15 protein-coding genes are annotated in these 13,258 nt (G+C 62.6%); 5 read left to right on the forward strand and 10 right to left on the reverse strand.

The window, feature by feature from the left end:
- Window positions 1-107: 107 nt before the first annotated feature.
- Complete coding sequence (locus NLY36_RS27325) at window positions 108-1,175, forward strand: cyclic nucleotide-gated potassium channel (protein ID WP_023693904.1); 1,068 nt, start codon at window positions 108-110, stop codon at window positions 1,173-1,175.
- A 208-nt stretch (window positions 1,176-1,383) separates the two neighbouring features.
- Here NLY36_RS27325 and NLY36_RS27330 read toward each other — a convergent pair whose 3' ends face one another.
- The 8 genes from NLY36_RS27330 to NLY36_RS27365 all read right to left on the reverse strand — a co-directional run bounded on the left by NLY36_RS27330 (window position 1,384) and on the right by NLY36_RS27365 (window position 8,486).
- Window positions 1,384-2,112 carry an amino acid ABC transporter ATP-binding protein gene (locus tag NLY36_RS27330; RefSeq protein WP_023695535.1) on the reverse strand — a complete coding sequence of 243 codons (729 nt, stop codon included), beginning with the start codon at window positions 2,110-2,112 and terminating at the stop codon, window positions 1,384-1,386.
- 70 nt (window positions 2,113-2,182) lie between these two features.
- Window positions 2,183-2,857, reverse strand: coding sequence for an amino acid ABC transporter permease (locus NLY36_RS27335; protein WP_023684787.1), 675 nt, complete (start codon window positions 2,855-2,857; stop codon window positions 2,183-2,185).
- Window positions 2,854-3,531 carry an amino acid ABC transporter permease gene (locus NLY36_RS27340; RefSeq protein WP_023695534.1) on the reverse strand — a complete coding sequence of 226 codons (678 nt, stop codon included), beginning with the start codon at window positions 3,529-3,531 and terminating at the stop codon, window positions 2,854-2,856. The genes NLY36_RS27335 and NLY36_RS27340 overlap by 4 nt, the downstream gene beginning before the upstream one ends.
- A 129-nt stretch (window positions 3,532-3,660) precedes the next feature.
- Window positions 3,661-4,449 carry an ABC transporter substrate-binding protein gene (locus NLY36_RS27345; RefSeq protein ID WP_023684789.1) on the reverse strand — a complete coding sequence of 263 codons (789 nt, stop codon included), beginning with the start codon at window positions 4,447-4,449 and terminating at the stop codon, window positions 3,661-3,663.
- A 108-nt stretch (window positions 4,450-4,557) separates the two neighbouring features.
- Window positions 4,558-5,721 carry a saccharopine dehydrogenase family protein gene (locus tag NLY36_RS27350; protein ID WP_023695533.1) on the reverse strand — a complete coding sequence of 388 codons (1,164 nt, stop codon included), beginning with the start codon at window positions 5,719-5,721 and terminating at the stop codon, window positions 4,558-4,560.
- Window positions 5,718-6,227 (reverse strand): Lrp/AsnC family transcriptional regulator, encoded by a 510-nt coding sequence (locus tag NLY36_RS27355; protein ID WP_023670324.1) that lies wholly within the window; start codon window positions 6,225-6,227, stop codon window positions 5,718-5,720. Before NLY36_RS27355 ends, NLY36_RS27350 begins: the two co-directional genes overlap by 4 nt.
- A 318-nt stretch (window positions 6,228-6,545) precedes the next feature.
- On the reverse strand, window positions 6,546-7,589 hold the full coding sequence (locus NLY36_RS27360; protein ID WP_084026172.1) for an acyltransferase family protein: 1,044 nt from the start codon (window positions 7,587-7,589) through the stop codon (window positions 6,546-6,548).
- A gap of 171 nt (window positions 7,590-7,760) precedes the next feature.
- Window positions 7,761-8,486, reverse strand: coding sequence for a 3-keto-5-aminohexanoate cleavage protein (locus tag NLY36_RS27365; RefSeq protein ID WP_023695531.1), 726 nt, complete (start codon window positions 8,484-8,486; stop codon window positions 7,761-7,763).
- A 200-nt stretch (window positions 8,487-8,686) separates the two neighbouring features.
- Here NLY36_RS27365 and NLY36_RS27370 point away from each other — a divergent pair, with 200 nt between their 5' ends.
- Both NLY36_RS27370 and NLY36_RS27375 read left to right on the forward strand, forming a co-directional pair.
- Entirely contained in the window at window positions 8,687-9,109 is a 423-nt protein-coding gene (locus NLY36_RS27370; protein ID WP_023670326.1) for an OsmC family protein, read from the forward strand.
- 44 nt (window positions 9,110-9,153) lie between these two features.
- Window positions 9,154-9,693 carry a carboxymuconolactone decarboxylase family protein gene (locus NLY36_RS27375; protein ID WP_023735474.1) on the forward strand — a complete coding sequence of 180 codons (540 nt, stop codon included), beginning with the start codon at window positions 9,154-9,156 and terminating at the stop codon, window positions 9,691-9,693.
- Between the two features lie 46 nt (window positions 9,694-9,739).
- On the opposite strand, the gene NLY36_RS27380 is transcribed toward NLY36_RS27375, so the two are convergent.
- Window positions 9,740-10,198 carry a hypothetical protein gene (locus NLY36_RS27380; RefSeq protein ID WP_050586866.1) on the reverse strand — a complete coding sequence of 153 codons (459 nt, stop codon included), beginning with the start codon at window positions 10,196-10,198 and terminating at the stop codon, window positions 9,740-9,742.
- A gap of 65 nt (window positions 10,199-10,263) precedes the next feature.
- Between NLY36_RS27380 and NLY36_RS27385 the strand changes: the two genes are divergently transcribed.
- Window positions 10,264-11,007 carry a 2OG-Fe(II) oxygenase gene (locus NLY36_RS27385; protein ID WP_023735473.1) on the forward strand — a complete coding sequence of 248 codons (744 nt, stop codon included), beginning with the start codon at window positions 10,264-10,266 and terminating at the stop codon, window positions 11,005-11,007.
- Window positions 11,008-11,059: 52 nt separating this feature from the next.
- Here NLY36_RS27385 and NLY36_RS27390 read toward each other — a convergent pair whose 3' ends face one another.
- Window positions 11,060-11,374, reverse strand: coding sequence for an EthD family reductase (locus NLY36_RS27390; protein ID WP_023670330.1), 315 nt, complete (start codon window positions 11,372-11,374; stop codon window positions 11,060-11,062).
- A gap of 226 nt (window positions 11,375-11,600) precedes the next feature.
- On the opposite strand from NLY36_RS27390, the gene NLY36_RS27395 reads away from it, so the two are divergent.
- A complete protein-coding gene (locus NLY36_RS27395) occupies window positions 11,601-13,223 on the forward strand; it encodes an ABC-F family ATP-binding cassette domain-containing protein (protein WP_023735472.1) in 1,623 nt (540 codons plus the stop codon).
- Window positions 13,224-13,258 lie beyond the last annotated feature (35 nt).

The raw sequence follows: 13,258 nt of genomic DNA on the forward strand, positions 1-13,258 counted from the left end.
GGCGCCCGACAGGCGTTGGCGTGACCTGATCTTGCGATCGGAAAGCACCCTTTGCGCTTGCCCGGAAGGCCTCTATTCTGGAGCACAGTGGCCGCTGGTGGGATAGAATGTCGGTACTGCCTTTCCTGAGAATCTACGCACCGCTAAACGCGGTGCTGGCTGCGCCTGGGCTTCTGGCGGTGGCTGCGCTCACGATGCCGAACATGTCCGGACGAAGCAGACTGGCTCTGGCTGCCGTGCTCGCTGTCATTTGGGCCGCCTATCTTCTGCAGATGGCCGAGACCCTGCTCAAGCGCTGGGCGGGAGACCTTCGGGACAGGACGCCGGCAATCGCAATCGATGTGCTCGCGGTTTTGGTTCCACTCGCCGCATTCCTGCTCGACGGCACGCCCGACCGCAGCCTCTACTGTGCTGTCTGGCTGCTGAAGCCGCTGCGCGACTCGACGTTCTTCCCGCTGCTTGGCAGGGTTCTGGCCAACGAAGCGCGCAACCTGGTCGGCGTCACCACGGTCTTCGGCCTGGTTCTGTTCGGTGTCGCACTCGCGGCCTATGTCATCGAGCGCGACGTCCAACCGGAAAAGTTCGGCAGCATCCCCGAGACAATGTGGTGGGCGGTGGTCACGCTGTCCACTACCGGCTATGGCGACGACATTCCGCAAAGCTTCGCCGGCCGCGTCCTTGCCGGGGCTGTCATGATGTGTGGCATCGGCATCTTCGGGCTCTGGGCCGGCATTCTTGCCTCCGGCTTTTATCAAGAAGTCCGTCGCGAGGATTTCGTCCGCAATTGGCAATTGATTGCCGGCGTTCCGTTGTTTCAGAAGCTTGGCCCGGCCACGCTGGTCGAGATCGTGCGCGCGTTAAGACCCCGCACGGTGCCGGCGGGCGCCGTGATCTGCCGCAGCGGCGAGACCGGCGATCGGATGTTCTTCGTCGTGGAGGGCCGCGTCAGCGTCGCGACGCCGAACCCGGTGGAGCTTGGCCCTGGCGCCTTCTTCGGCGAGATGGCGCTGATCAGCGGCGAACCGCGTATGGCGACCGTCACTGCCGCAACTTCTGTCTCACTGCTGTCGCTGCACGCGGCGGATTTCCAGATGCTGTGCAGCAGCAGCCCGGAAATTGCGGAAATCATCCGCAGGACAGCGCTCGAGCGGCGCGGCGCGGCGCCGGTGGCTTGACCGTACAGCCGATGGTGGCCCGGCTGGAACTGGATGGTACGGCTCTATCGACCACGCGCGAAGGTTCTGGACGGCACGTGGAAGGTCCCAGAGGCGTAGCCGGAGACCTAAACGTAGCCGATCCACTCTACCGGCGGCTCGTTGTTTGGCGCTGTGCGTCGACAGTTCCTGCCCCGCGGCCTTTCGGACGACCGGCTTTGGCTAAGCTCTAATGCCTTAGAATCTTGCTTAGAAAAGCCCGGCTGCGGTCGGTCTTCGGGTCGGAGAAAAACGCTTCCGGCGTGCCGCTTTCGACGATGGCGCCGGCGTCCATGAACACCACGCGCTGCGCCACCTTGCGGGCAAAGCCCATTTCGTGCGTTACCACCATCATGGTCATGCCTTCCTCGGCCACCGCGACCATGACGTCGAGCACTTCGGAAATCATCTCGGGATCGAGCGCCGAGGTCGGTTCGTCAAACAGCATGATCTTGGGGCGCATGCCGAGGCAGCGCGCGATGGCCACACGCTGCTGCTGGCCGCCGGACAGCTGTGACGGGTAGGCGTTGACCTTGTCGGCGAGGCCGACCTTGGCCAGCAAGTCGCGCCCGGCCTGCTCGGCCTCGGCGCGGGGGATCTTGCGCACATGGATCGGCGCCAGCGTGACGTTTTCCAGCGCCGTCTTGTGCGGGTAGAGGTTGAACGACTGGAAGACGAAGCCGATCTCGGTGCGCAGCTGCGTCATGTTGATGGCGGGGTCGCCGAGGCGCTGGCCGTCGACGACGAGGTCGCCATCCTTGATCGCTTCCAGGCCGTTGATGCAGCGGATCAGCGTCGACTTGCCCGAACCACTTGGGCCGCAGACGACGACCACTTCGCGCGGCTCGACGCTGAGCGTGATGTCCTTCAGCACATTGAGCGAGCCGAACCATTTGTTGACGCCGCGAAAGTCGATCATGCCCGTTTTGGTCAGGTTTGTCTTGGTCGGGCTTGGATTGGTCATGGCGGTCAGCCCTTTGGGTTCGATGTCACAGCTGCACCTCGCCATGCGCCGCGCCCATGCGGCGCTCCAGCCGGCGGGCGAGCATGATCAGCGGATAGCAGACGACGAAATAGCCGACGCCGACCAGGAAGAAGACCAGCAGGCCGTTGGGCACACGCTGCACCACAAGCCAGCCGACGCGGGTGAGGTCGGTCAGCCCGATCGCCGAGACGACGGAGGAATCCTTGATCAACAGTACATATTGCCCGACCAGCGGCGGCAGCACGATGCGCATCGCCTGCGGCAGCACCACCTGGCGCATGCGTTGCCAGCGCGACAGGCCAGACGCCAGAGCTGCCTCAACCTGGCCGGTCGGCACCGAGCGGATGCCGGCGGCGACGATCTCGCAGATGAAGCACGCGGCGAGGTTGGTGAGCGCGATGATGCCGGCCGTGAAGGCATCGAGCTCGATGCCGAATTCCGGCAGGATGAAGAAGATCAGAAAGATCTGCACCAGAAACGGCGTGCCGCGGATCAGGTCGACCCAGGCGCCGATCACGCTCGAGATCAGCCGGTTGCCGCCGGTGCGCAATATGCCGAGGCCGAAGCCAAGCAGCGTGCCCAGCACCAGGCTGATCGCCGACAGCATCACGGTCATGCCAAGGCCGCGCAAGGCGAGGGGGTAGCTGCCGGCCAGGCTTTGCAGCTGTTGCCAGATCATGTGCTGCTCCTTGCCGGCTGCAGACCGAGCCACCGACTGGACAGCCCCGCCAGCCCTTTGAGGCAGTAATAGAGCAGCAGATAGAAAGCGGCGATGGTGAGAAAGCCTTCCGCCGGCATGAAGCGGTCGGACGCCAGCAACTGGCCGGCGCGCGTCAGTTCGGAAACCGAGATCAGCGACAAAAGCGCGGAATCCTTGACCAGCACGATCGCCTGGCCGAGCAGCGGCGGGATCGTCACCTTGAAGGCTTGCGGCAGGATGACCAGGCGCATGCGCTGGACATAGGTCATTCCCGAGGCAACCCCGGCCTCGACCTGGCCGCGCGGGATCGACAGGATGCCGGCGCGGATGATTTCCGCGACATAGGCGCCGCTGTTCAGCGACAAAGCGATGATGCCGACGACGAGCTCGGGCAGGACGAAGCCGAGACGCGGCAGGCCGAAATAGAGGAAGTAGAGCTGCGCCAGCAACGGCGTGGCGCGCACGGCATCGATATAGCCCTTGGCCAGCACGCGAAACAGCTGGCCGCGCTGCAGGTTCATGGCGGCGAGCACGATGCCGACGGCCAGCGCGCCCGCAAAAGACAGCGCCGACAGCCACACGGTCGTGATCAGACCCTGCCCGAACAGCGGCAGATATTCGACGATGGTGCGGAAGCTGAAATTTTCGAGCATGGCGGTGAATTGTGAATGGTGAATGGGCAGTAGTGAGTAGTGAGTGGTGAGCAGTGAAGGGCGTCCGGAATGGCCATTCACCATTCACCATTCACTACTTCCTACTCACTACTCCCTGCTTACCTCTGCTTAGTGATCCTTCTTCCAGGCGTCGGAATTGACCCAGTAGTCGAGGTTCTTCTGCAGGCGGCCGTCGATGCTGACCTGGTTGAGGAACAGGTTCATCCAGATCAACAGGTCCGGCTCGTCGTAGCGGGTGGCGAAGGCAAGCGGCTCCTTCGACAACAGGTCCGGCATGATGGTGAAGGTGCCGGCGGGATAGGCTGTCGACTGACCCTTGACCGCCGAGACGTCGTTGACGCCGCAATCGGCCTGGCCGTTGTTGACCGCGTCGAGCAGCAGCGGGCCGCCGCCCTTGTAGCTCTTGATGTCGGCATCCGGGAAGGCGTTCTTGGCTTCCTTTTCGCCGGTGGCGCCCAACAGCACGGCGATCTTGGTGCCCTTGGCCTTGCAGTCCTCGGTTGTCTTGAACTTGCTGTCGGCCTTGGTGAAGACGGTGCTGCCCGTATACATGTAAGGTGTGGTGAAGGCGACCTTCATGCCGCGCGCCAGCGTCGGCGTCATGTCGGCGACGAGCAGGTCGGCCTTGCCCGAAAGCAGCGCCGGGATCAGCCCGTCCCAATCATAGTCGAGGAAGGTGATCTTGACACCCATTTCCTTGGCCATCAGTTCGGCGAGTTCGACCGAACTGCCGGTGCGCTCGCCGGCCGCGCCGACCAGCGAGAAGGGAGGTCCTTGCGTCTGTACCGCGACGCGCAGTTCGCCGCGCTTGGTGATCTCGTCGAGCGTTCCGGCACTGGCAGCAGCGGTCAGGCCCGCAAGCGCAAGTCCGGCGATGAAAAGCTTGGCAATCTTCATTTGGCATTCCTCCTGTTATCGTTGTTGTTCCACTTTGTTATTCCACCCTTTTGGGTGTTTTTTGAGCGGCGGCACCGTTTGCCGGCGGCAGCCACCGTTCGAAAATCGTCAGTCCCAGGCCACCGTTTCGGTCACCTTGATGCCACGCCTCGCCAGCTCGTCAAAGAAGGGTTCGTCCGGCACATGCAGCAGCGGGTTGAGCAGGCCAGGTGTGGCGATCTCGCGCCGCGCCAGCATCTGCGCCACGATGCTGGCGGGATAGCCGACGCCGAGGCTCATGCCGAACAGGCCGGATGCCAGGTCGCGTTCGATGATCAGGTCCGATGTCACCGTTTTGGCGCGACCGCCCTCGAGACCGGAAAAGACATTGCGCATCACGCAAAGGTCCTTCTCGTCAGCGCCATACTGCAATTGCGGGCCGAGCAGCCGGCCGAGAAATTCGCGGGGGCTGGCGCCGGTGCCGGGCACCTTGTCTTCGGAGAGGAAGCCGAGTTCCTTCAGCGGCGCCCAGAACGCCGACCATCCCGGCCAGCGCAGTGTATAGCGGCCCGAGCGTTGCAATCCCTTGGCGGCCGCCAGCATCTCGACATAGTGCAGCGCGTCGCCATTGGGGAAAGCTTCCAGCCGGCCGAGGCCCGCGACCTCGATCTCGTGGATGAAGGCATTGTCGTGCTGCCGCCCGGCCGGCACTTCGACGCGCTTGCCATGCTCGATCATCACGCTGTCGCGGTTCTGGCTGACCAGAACCATGTCGAAATTCCAGCTCACCTTGTAGCAGAGCGGCTTCGCCATCGCCTTCGGTTCGGGGATGCCGCCGCAATAGGAATCGATCGAGGAGATCCTAGAGAACTGCTTTGCGGCGCGCGCGTAGAGCACGAGGTCGATGCCGGGATCGAGCCCGCATTCGGTCATGATCGAAACGCCGGCCTGTTCAGCCTCCGCCGCCAGATCGGCAATCGCGTTGCCGTAATTGGTGGTGACCAGCGGCGTGCGCGTTGCGATCGCGGCCTGCACCGCCTCGCGCATCAATGGCTGTGGCAACAGATCGATGGCGGCGTCGACATCCGCCAGCACGGTGGCAAGTGCCGGGCCGATGGGGCCCTCGGGCACGACGAAACGCACGCGGGAAAGGTCGGTCAGCCCGGCAAGCCGGGCAGGGCCGTCGGCCGACGTATCGACGCAGACGACTTCCTCGACACCGGCGCTGGCGACGAGATCGGCGATGGCCGCCCGTCCCTGCAGGCCGAGGCCGCCGAGAACAGCTATTCTCATGCCGGCTCCTTGCGCGACGGTGTTTCTTCCGACCAGCAGCCTTCGGGAAGGCTGACCCATTTGTTGCATGAAGCCATGACGACGAAGGTTTCGCTGCGCACGACTTCGCCGGGAATGCCGGCGCCGGGGATCAGCTCGCTGGTGATGCGGTAGAGGTCGGCGACATCGCCGGCGACGGTCACGTCGACGATGATGTCGAAGCGCCCGGTAACCACCGAGGCCGAGTTGACGAAAGGCAGTTCGGCAATGCGCTGCGCCAATTCCCGGGCGCGGCCACGTCCCTGCGCATTGATGCCGACAATGGCCGAGATCAGCTCGGGGCGTTCGGTCAGATTGAGCAGCCCGACGATCTTCAAGAGGTTGCGGTCGAGCAGATTGCGCAACCTTGAGCGCACCGTCGGCACCGAGATCGCCATCGTCTCGGCGAGCCGGTTGATGCCGGGCTGGGCATCCTGCGACAACAGCTTTACCAGCCGTCGATCGGTTTGATCGAGATGCTCACGCAAAAGGCAAGGCTTTCATAAAGGGAAAGAAACGATCGGATTTTCTTTCGGATATGAAAAATACCTTATGGGGAATTTTTAACAGCAGCAAGAGCTATGTCATCCCTCTGTGTCCCTTCCGTGTGCGTTCGGGCAAGACAGGATGCATGTCGTCCCAAAACCGCTGCGCATTTTGGGGCAGTCGAGGATGTGCGCGACAGCACTAGGCGACGGAGTGCGAAGACGATCTTGCCGCCGCCGTGGTCGCTTGAACGCGACGCGAGGTCGTAGTGAGCAACGCACCCGCATAACAGGCCGACCAAGTTGCGGCGTAGCCGCAACTCACGCCTTCACCTGATAAGCGGAGAGGCTCATTCGCGACATGGCCAAAAGCGGCCTTTCAATAAAACTATAACTCGCCAGGGACACGGCGATGCAGGCGGTGACAATAGCTATGCCTGCAAGCCATGGTGACACATTGGCGGTTGCAACGACAGGAGCGATCGCGAGCAGCACGATAGGATGGGTCAGATAGAGAGAGTAGGAAGCATCTCCCAGCCTTGCCAGCACGCGAGGAGCAAAAAGTCGGAAGTAGCTCTCCAGGCTGATGCAACCCGCGACAAGGATCAGCGCCGGGATACCTTGAGCAAGGGTTCGCGGCAAGTTGAAGCCAAGTACCATCACCAGTGTGGACACAATAGCGAACCCGACAGCCGAGGCACCCAGGAAAGCGGGCAAACGCAGCAGTCTGCCGACCAGACGGCCGACAGCCATGCCGGCAAGGAACTCAAACAGGATTGGCGTGGTATAGAAAAACAGCACAGTGTCGGCGGCGGGTTTGAAGATAATGCGTGCGGCTACGGCGATTGCAAAGACAACGCCAATCGTGGCCATTTGCGTCAGCGCACCAAAACCCATAGTCGCCGCGAACAGAATGTAAAACAGGATTTCCAGATTGAGCGTCCAACCCACGCCAAGCACTGGCTGGACATAGCCTGTGGCCGTATCGAGATAGGGCACGAAAAACAGGCTATTGGCAATCTGCTCAAAGGACACTCCACGACCGGCAAACAGCCAAAGTGCGGCGACCATGAGGAAGGTCATGACCCAATAGAACGGAACGACGCGCGTGAACCGCTGCATCAAAAAAGCACGGTGGTCGCGATGTCTGTTCTCCGTCGAGAGAACCATGACAAAACCGCTGATGACGAAAAACAGGTCGACGCCGCTGTTTAGAATGGGAATAGGCAAATCGAGCACGCCTAGTGCGGCCGGAAGATGATAGATAACAACCATAAGGGCTGCTAGCCCCCGCAGGGTCTGTATCGATGTATATTGTTGAATCCGACGCGGCGCAGCGTGATCATTATCCGGAATGACGTTCATTAAAAAAGTCCCCGATGCGGGAGAATATTAACATAGATGAGACCGTTGATGCGACTATTAACTGCCGGTTTAATTAATACATAAAATTTGAATAGCTTCCACCGACTTTCGCGGCCCGGGCCTTGCGATCGCCATCGTCTCGGCGATGCCTTGGCGCGCTGCTTGTATGCGCTATCGCCCGGCCTGGAAGATCGCCACCGCTGCCGCCGTCAGCGCGGCATTGCCGGCCGCAACCGTGCCATCCGGCAGATGCTTCCCATCCTCCAGCCCGACGCGCGTCGACCAGTTGCGATCCGCCGCACGGCGCACGAACGGCCACACCGTCGCGTTCTCGCCATGCAGCAGGATGGCACGGCGAATGCCGGCGCGCTCCAGGACCTGTTCGATGCCGTCGGCGACCGCAAAAGCCTCGTCTAGCGTCTGCTCGGAAATCTCGATCAGGACGCGCAGCACGCGCCCGCCATGGTCGAGGCTGACGAGACGCTCGGCGTCGGCGACTGAAGCCAGACCGGCTTCGATGCCGATGCCGCGCTGACGCAGGCTTTCCGTGACGATGGGTGCTGCCGCCTCGCTGAGATTGACCGAGGCATAGTCCGGCAGTTCGCGCCAGGCGGCGATGGCGACCAGCGTGCTTGTATCGTCATTCTCGATCCAGGCGCCGGTGGAGACGCCGATCAGCGTACCGGGGCATGCGCGGCGAAGTGCTGCGATCGTCGGGTCCATCGCCGCCGGCGAAAGGCTTTCGCGGCGGTCCGCTCCGCGGGCATGGACATGCAGCTCGGCCGCGCCCGCGGCAACAGAGGCCGCGCCATCGCGCGCCATGGCTTCGGCGTCGAGCGGCAGCGTGGGGTGAAAATCGGCGGCGCGCGCGCCATTGATGCAGGCCTGGACGATCATGGCTCTCGCGATCCTGTTGCGGATCGCGCGAGCCTACCGCAGGGCAGGGCGGAGAGGGAACGGGCGTGGTGAAGATTGCTGACAGGGTGCCGCTTCTGCGGAGGTTGCGGTATCGGCCCAGGACATACCATATAGCGGGACAGGACACGCCACGGGCGATCCTTACCCCTTTGCCGGACTGCCGGCCAGAAGGATTTGCGATGGCTGAGTTGAAGGTCAGAACCCGCGTCACCGGCGCGACGGCGACGCTGCAGCCCGGCGGCTTGCCTTCCATCACCACTCCGACCGGCGGTGCAGTCGATGTCGTCACCGGCGTCAGCGCGCCGGGCTTCAATCCGCTCGACCTGCTCTACGCCTCGCTCGCCGCCTGCATGGTGCTGAGTGCGCGCATCGCCGCCTCCCGCCTCGGGGTTGCCGCCGCGCTTGGCGAGGTGCGCGCCGAGGTCAGCGGCGAGAAGGCCAAGGACGAGCCGTCGCGCGTCGAAAGGCTCAACATCAGGCTCGACATCTCAGGCGATCTCGACGCTGCGACCAAGCAGCGGATCGTCGAGGACGCCGAAGCGATCTGCACGGTGTCCAACACGCTGCGCGCCGCGCCGCAATTGCATACGACGCTTGGGTGAGGGCTTCGCAGAATGCCTCGCTGCCACCAACCAAGGACCGTCCCATGGCCATGATCCCGCCGATCGACTACGCCTCGGCATCGCAAGACATCCGCGCCGAGCACGACAGGGAGCTTGGCCTGCGCGGACGCATGACCAACATGAAGCGCATCCTGCTGCATTCACCGGCGGCCCACCGCATCTATGCCGAATGGTTCACCCTGCGCGATCTGCTCAAGCCCGCACTCGACGACCGCGCTGTCTGGCTGTTGTCGCTGGCGATCTCCGAGAGATGCCGCGCCGAGATACCGCTTACCTTCTTCCGCCGCGCGCTGATCGACAGCGGTCTTGATCCCGAGGCGATCGAGCCCAGCGCTGAAGAAGCTTTGCTGATCGAATTCGGCAAGGCAGTCGCTGCCGATACCAACGCCGTTCCCGACGACATCTGGGCGGCACTCAAGGCTAGCTACGACGACACACTGCTGGTCAACCTCGTCGCCTTCGCCGGCATCATGGTGGCGACCTGCCTGTTCACAAACGCGGTGAGGGTCGATCTGGACCCTGAGTTGGAGGCGTATCGCCGCAAGGGTGCCGATCCGGTCTGATGCGATCGATACGCAGTCGATCTGCAGTGGATATCGCCCGGAAGGATCAGCCGTAGTAGCCGGCTCCAAACAGCAAAAGTGTTTCCACCTGGGAGTCCGCTTCTTTTCCTATGGCTGTCCAGATGCTGATGCCGAGAGCATTCGAAATCGCGCTATCGATCTCGACCTTCACATTGGGGTCGGTTTGTCTCAAGAACCTCAGCGCAACCTCCATGGAAATCGGAAACAGCGACGCGCCACCCAGTTCCAAGATCGCAGGCGAGGTGAATTCTAGCGCTTCGAGTGCGCCATCGGCCTTGTAATAGGCGAATACTCCAAGGTCCGGCCAATAGTCGGCCGGAACGCTGGTTGGGCTCCGCCGGAAGACCTTGAGCTCTCCTGAAAAGAAGGATCTGACAGTCGCCTTAGACGATCCGAGAGGAAGCCCTTTGACGCCATTTAGCGGTTCGATCGAAAGATGCATGTACACAGTTAATCGCTGCCGGCAGCAGATGACAATGTTCATCGCAGGAATCGGGTGGCCCAGGCGCCTCGTTCGCCCCACTTTGACCGCAAGCAAAGGAGGCATCCATGACCATCCATTCGATAAGCACCAAACGCGCAGCCCATTCGGCCGAAGCGCGCATCGCAGCGCAGGACTGGAGTGCTCTGGTCGGCGAACTGAACAGCCACGGCAGCACCGTCATGCCGGCGCTGCTTTCACCCGAGGAGTGCACCGAGATCGCCGGTCTCTATCCGCATGAGGACCATTTCCGCAGCCATGTGGTGATGGCCCGCCATGGCTTCGGCAAGGGCGAGTACCGCTATTTCCGCTATCCGCTGCCGGATCTGGTCGGTGGCCTGCGCACCGCGCTCTATCCGAGGCTGGCCGGCGTCGCCAACGACTGGAACGAACGCATGGGCGTGGCACAGCGCTATCCCGATGACCACGCCGCCTTCCTCCAGCTTTGCCACGAAAGCGGCCAAACGCGGCCGACGCCGCTTCTCCTGCAATATGGCCCCGGCGACTTTAACTGCCTCCATCAGGACCTCTATGGCGACCTCGCTTTTCCGCTGCAGGTCGCAATCCTGTTGTCGCAGCCAGGCGAGGATTTCGCCGGCGGCGAATTCGTGCTGACCGAGCAGCGCCCGCGCATGCAAAGCCGTGCCGAAGTGGTGCCGCTGACCCGGGGCGATGCAGTGATCTTTGCTGTCCACAATCGCCCGGTGCAAGGTACGAAAGGGCACTACCGCGTCAATCTCCGGCACGGCGTCAGCCGCCTGCGCTCGGGACGGCGGCATACGGTGGGGATCATCTTCCACGACGCGAAGTAACGTCGTCCGCTTCGGTGCGGCTCCTTCGTTCCACTCCGAGATCGGCTAAGATTCACACTTCGTCGACGTCGAACAGCAGCATCGTCAAGTCATCGTCTCCTGGGGCGAGTATACGCCGGTCAGCGGCGCAGGCAATGCCGATTTCGGTGGCAAATGCGCTCTGCATATCGGCGAGGCTGTCGAAATAGAGTGTCCCGACCAGATACGGAATCTCGCCCGCCGAGCGCTTGATGATGGGCCGCCTGCTGATGTCGTAGCGCCGCAGGCCGGGAAGCTTCTTGGCCAGCGGCACATGAACCTCGAAATAGTGCCGGTCGAACGCCTCCGGATCAGCCGGGGTTTTGTAGATCACGAGCATCTTGGCCATCGTCATATTCCTGCCTGTTGGTGTCGCTGTTTGGGGGCCATGCAGGCCGCCGTGCCAATGTCGTTCCGCGAGGGCGGTTTTCGACAATCGCTGGATTTTTGTTTCGGGCGCAATGACGGGTCCTCGCCACCATCTGTGGCACTTCTGCCTCTTTCCTCCTTGCGCTCATTCGCGTATGGCCCCGGGCAAATCCCTCAACTTTGCACCAACTCCCCCGGACCGCCTCATGATCCGTCTTGAAAGCATCAGCAAGCAGAACGGCCGCCAGCTTGTCTTCATCGAGGCCTCGGCCTCGCTACAGAAGGGCGAGAAGATCGGCCTTGTCGGTCCGAACGGCGCCGGCAAGACGACTTTGTTTCGCATGATCACCGGCCAGGAGCAGCCCGACGAGGGCCAGGTGCAGGTCGATCGCGGCGTCACCATCGGCTATTTCAGCCAGGATGTCGGCGACATGGCCGGCCACAGTGCTGTGGCCGAAGTGATGAACGGCGCCGGGCCGGTCAGCGACGTGGCGGCCGAAATGGCCGAACTCGAGGCGGCCATGGCCGATCCCGAGCAGGCCGACCGGATGGATGAGATCATCGAGAAGTACGGCGAGGCGCAGCATCGTTTCGAGGAGCTCGACGGCTATGCGCTCGATGGCCGCGCCCGCGAAGTGCTCGACGGCCTCGGCTTTTCCCAGGAGATGATGGATGGCGATGTCGGCAAACTGTCCGGCGGCTGGAAGATGCGCGTGGCGCTGGCCCGCATCCTGTTGATGCGGCCCGATGTCATGCTGCTCGACGAACCGTCCAACCATCTCGATCTCGAAAGCCTGATCTGGCTGGAGCAGTTCCTGAAAGGTTATGAGGGCGCGCTGCTGATGACCTCGCACGACCGCGAGTTCATGAACCGCATCGTCAACAAGGTGGTCGAGATCGACGCCGGTTCGCTCACCGCCTATTCCGGCAATTACGAATTCTACCAGCAGCAGCGGGCGATCGCCGACAAGCAGCAGCAGGCGCAGTTCGAGCGCCAGCAGGCCATGCTGGCCAAGGAGATCGCTTTTATCGAGCGCTTCAAGGCGCGGGCGTCACACGCCGCCCAGGTGCAGAGCCGGGTGAAGAAGCTCGACAAGATCGATCGTGTCGAGCCGCCCAAGCGCCGTCAGATCGTGAATTTCGATTTTCAGCCGGCGCCGCGCTGCGGCGAAGATGTCGTGACGCTGAAGAACGTCCACAAGGGCTATGGCAGCCGCTCGATCTATGAGGGGCTGGACTTCCAGGTCCGCCGCCGCGAGCGCTGGTGCATCATGGGCGTCAACGGCGCCGGCAAGTCGACGCTGCTGAAGCTGGTGGCCGGCGCGTCTGACCCGGATGCCGGCACAGTTGCTCGGGGGCCGAGTGTGAAAATGGGCTATTTCGCCCAGCACGCCATGGAGGTGCTGGAGGGCGAACGCACCGTGTTCCAGACGCTGGAGGACGCGTTTCCACAAGCCGGCCAGGCGCCGCTCAGGGCACTCGCCGGCTGCTTCGGCTTTTCCGGCGACGAGATCGAGAAGAAATGCCGGGTGCTGTCGGGCGGCGAAAAGGCGCGCCTGATAATGGCGCTGATGCTGTTCGACCCGCCCAACCTGCTGGTGCTGGACGAGCCGACCAACCATTTGGACATCGCCACAAAGGAGATGCTGATCACGGCGCTGTCGCAATACGAAGGCACCATGCTGTTCGTCTCGCACGACCGCCATTTCCTGGCCGCACTCTCCAACCGCGTGCTGGAACTGACGCCAGAAGGCATCCACACCTATGGCGGCGGCTATACCGAATATGTGGAGAGGACCGGGCACGAGGCGCCGGGGCTGCGGATCTGACGCAGGTCCTGCGTCCGCATTTGCGTCCAGCAAAG

It is taken from the genome of Mesorhizobium sp. C399B (assembly GCF_030323185.1).
In the GTDB taxonomy this organism is placed as follows: domain Bacteria; phylum Pseudomonadota; class Alphaproteobacteria; order Rhizobiales; family Rhizobiaceae; genus Mesorhizobium.

Excerpts from the sequence above, each read along its gene's own strand:
- NLY36_RS27325 (WP_023693904.1), top strand. The coding sequence starts at position 108 with ATGTCGGTACTGCCTTTCCTGAGAATCTACGCACCGCTAAACGCGGTG.
- NLY36_RS27330 (WP_023695535.1), bottom strand. The coding sequence starts at position 2,112 with ATGATCGACTTTCGCGGCGTCAACAAATGGTTCGGCTCGCTCAATGTG.
- NLY36_RS27335 (WP_023684787.1), bottom strand. The coding sequence starts at position 2,857 with ATGATCTGGCAACAGCTGCAAAGCCTGGCCGGCAGCTACCCCCTCGCC.
- NLY36_RS27340 (WP_023695534.1), bottom strand. The coding sequence starts at position 3,531 with ATGCTCGAAAATTTCAGCTTCCGCACCATCGTCGAATATCTGCCGCTG.
- NLY36_RS27345 (WP_023684789.1), bottom strand. The coding sequence starts at position 4,449 with ATGAAGATTGCCAAGCTTTTCATCGCCGGACTTGCGCTTGCGGGCCTG.
- NLY36_RS27350 (WP_023695533.1), bottom strand. The coding sequence starts at position 5,721 with ATGAGAATAGCTGTTCTCGGCGGCCTCGGCCTGCAGGGACGGGCGGCC.
- NLY36_RS27360 (WP_084026172.1), bottom strand. The coding sequence starts at position 7,589 with ATGAACGTCATTCCGGATAATGATCACGCTGCGCCGCGTCGGATTCAA.
- NLY36_RS27365 (WP_023695531.1), bottom strand. The coding sequence starts at position 8,486 with ATGATCGTCCAGGCCTGCATCAATGGCGCGCGCGCCGCCGATTTTCAC.
- NLY36_RS27370 (WP_023670326.1), top strand. The coding sequence starts at position 8,687 with ATGGCTGAGTTGAAGGTCAGAACCCGCGTCACCGGCGCGACGGCGACG.
- NLY36_RS27375 (WP_023735474.1), top strand. The coding sequence starts at position 9,154 with ATGGCCATGATCCCGCCGATCGACTACGCCTCGGCATCGCAAGACATC.
- NLY36_RS27380 (WP_050586866.1), bottom strand. The coding sequence starts at position 10,198 with ATGAACATTGTCATCTGCTGCCGGCAGCGATTAACTGTGTACATGCAT.
- NLY36_RS27385 (WP_023735473.1), top strand. The coding sequence starts at position 10,264 with ATGACCATCCATTCGATAAGCACCAAACGCGCAGCCCATTCGGCCGAA.
- NLY36_RS27390 (WP_023670330.1), bottom strand. The coding sequence starts at position 11,374 with ATGGCCAAGATGCTCGTGATCTACAAAACCCCGGCTGATCCGGAGGCG.
- NLY36_RS27395 (WP_023735472.1), top strand. The coding sequence starts at position 11,601 with ATGATCCGTCTTGAAAGCATCAGCAAGCAGAACGGCCGCCAGCTTGTC.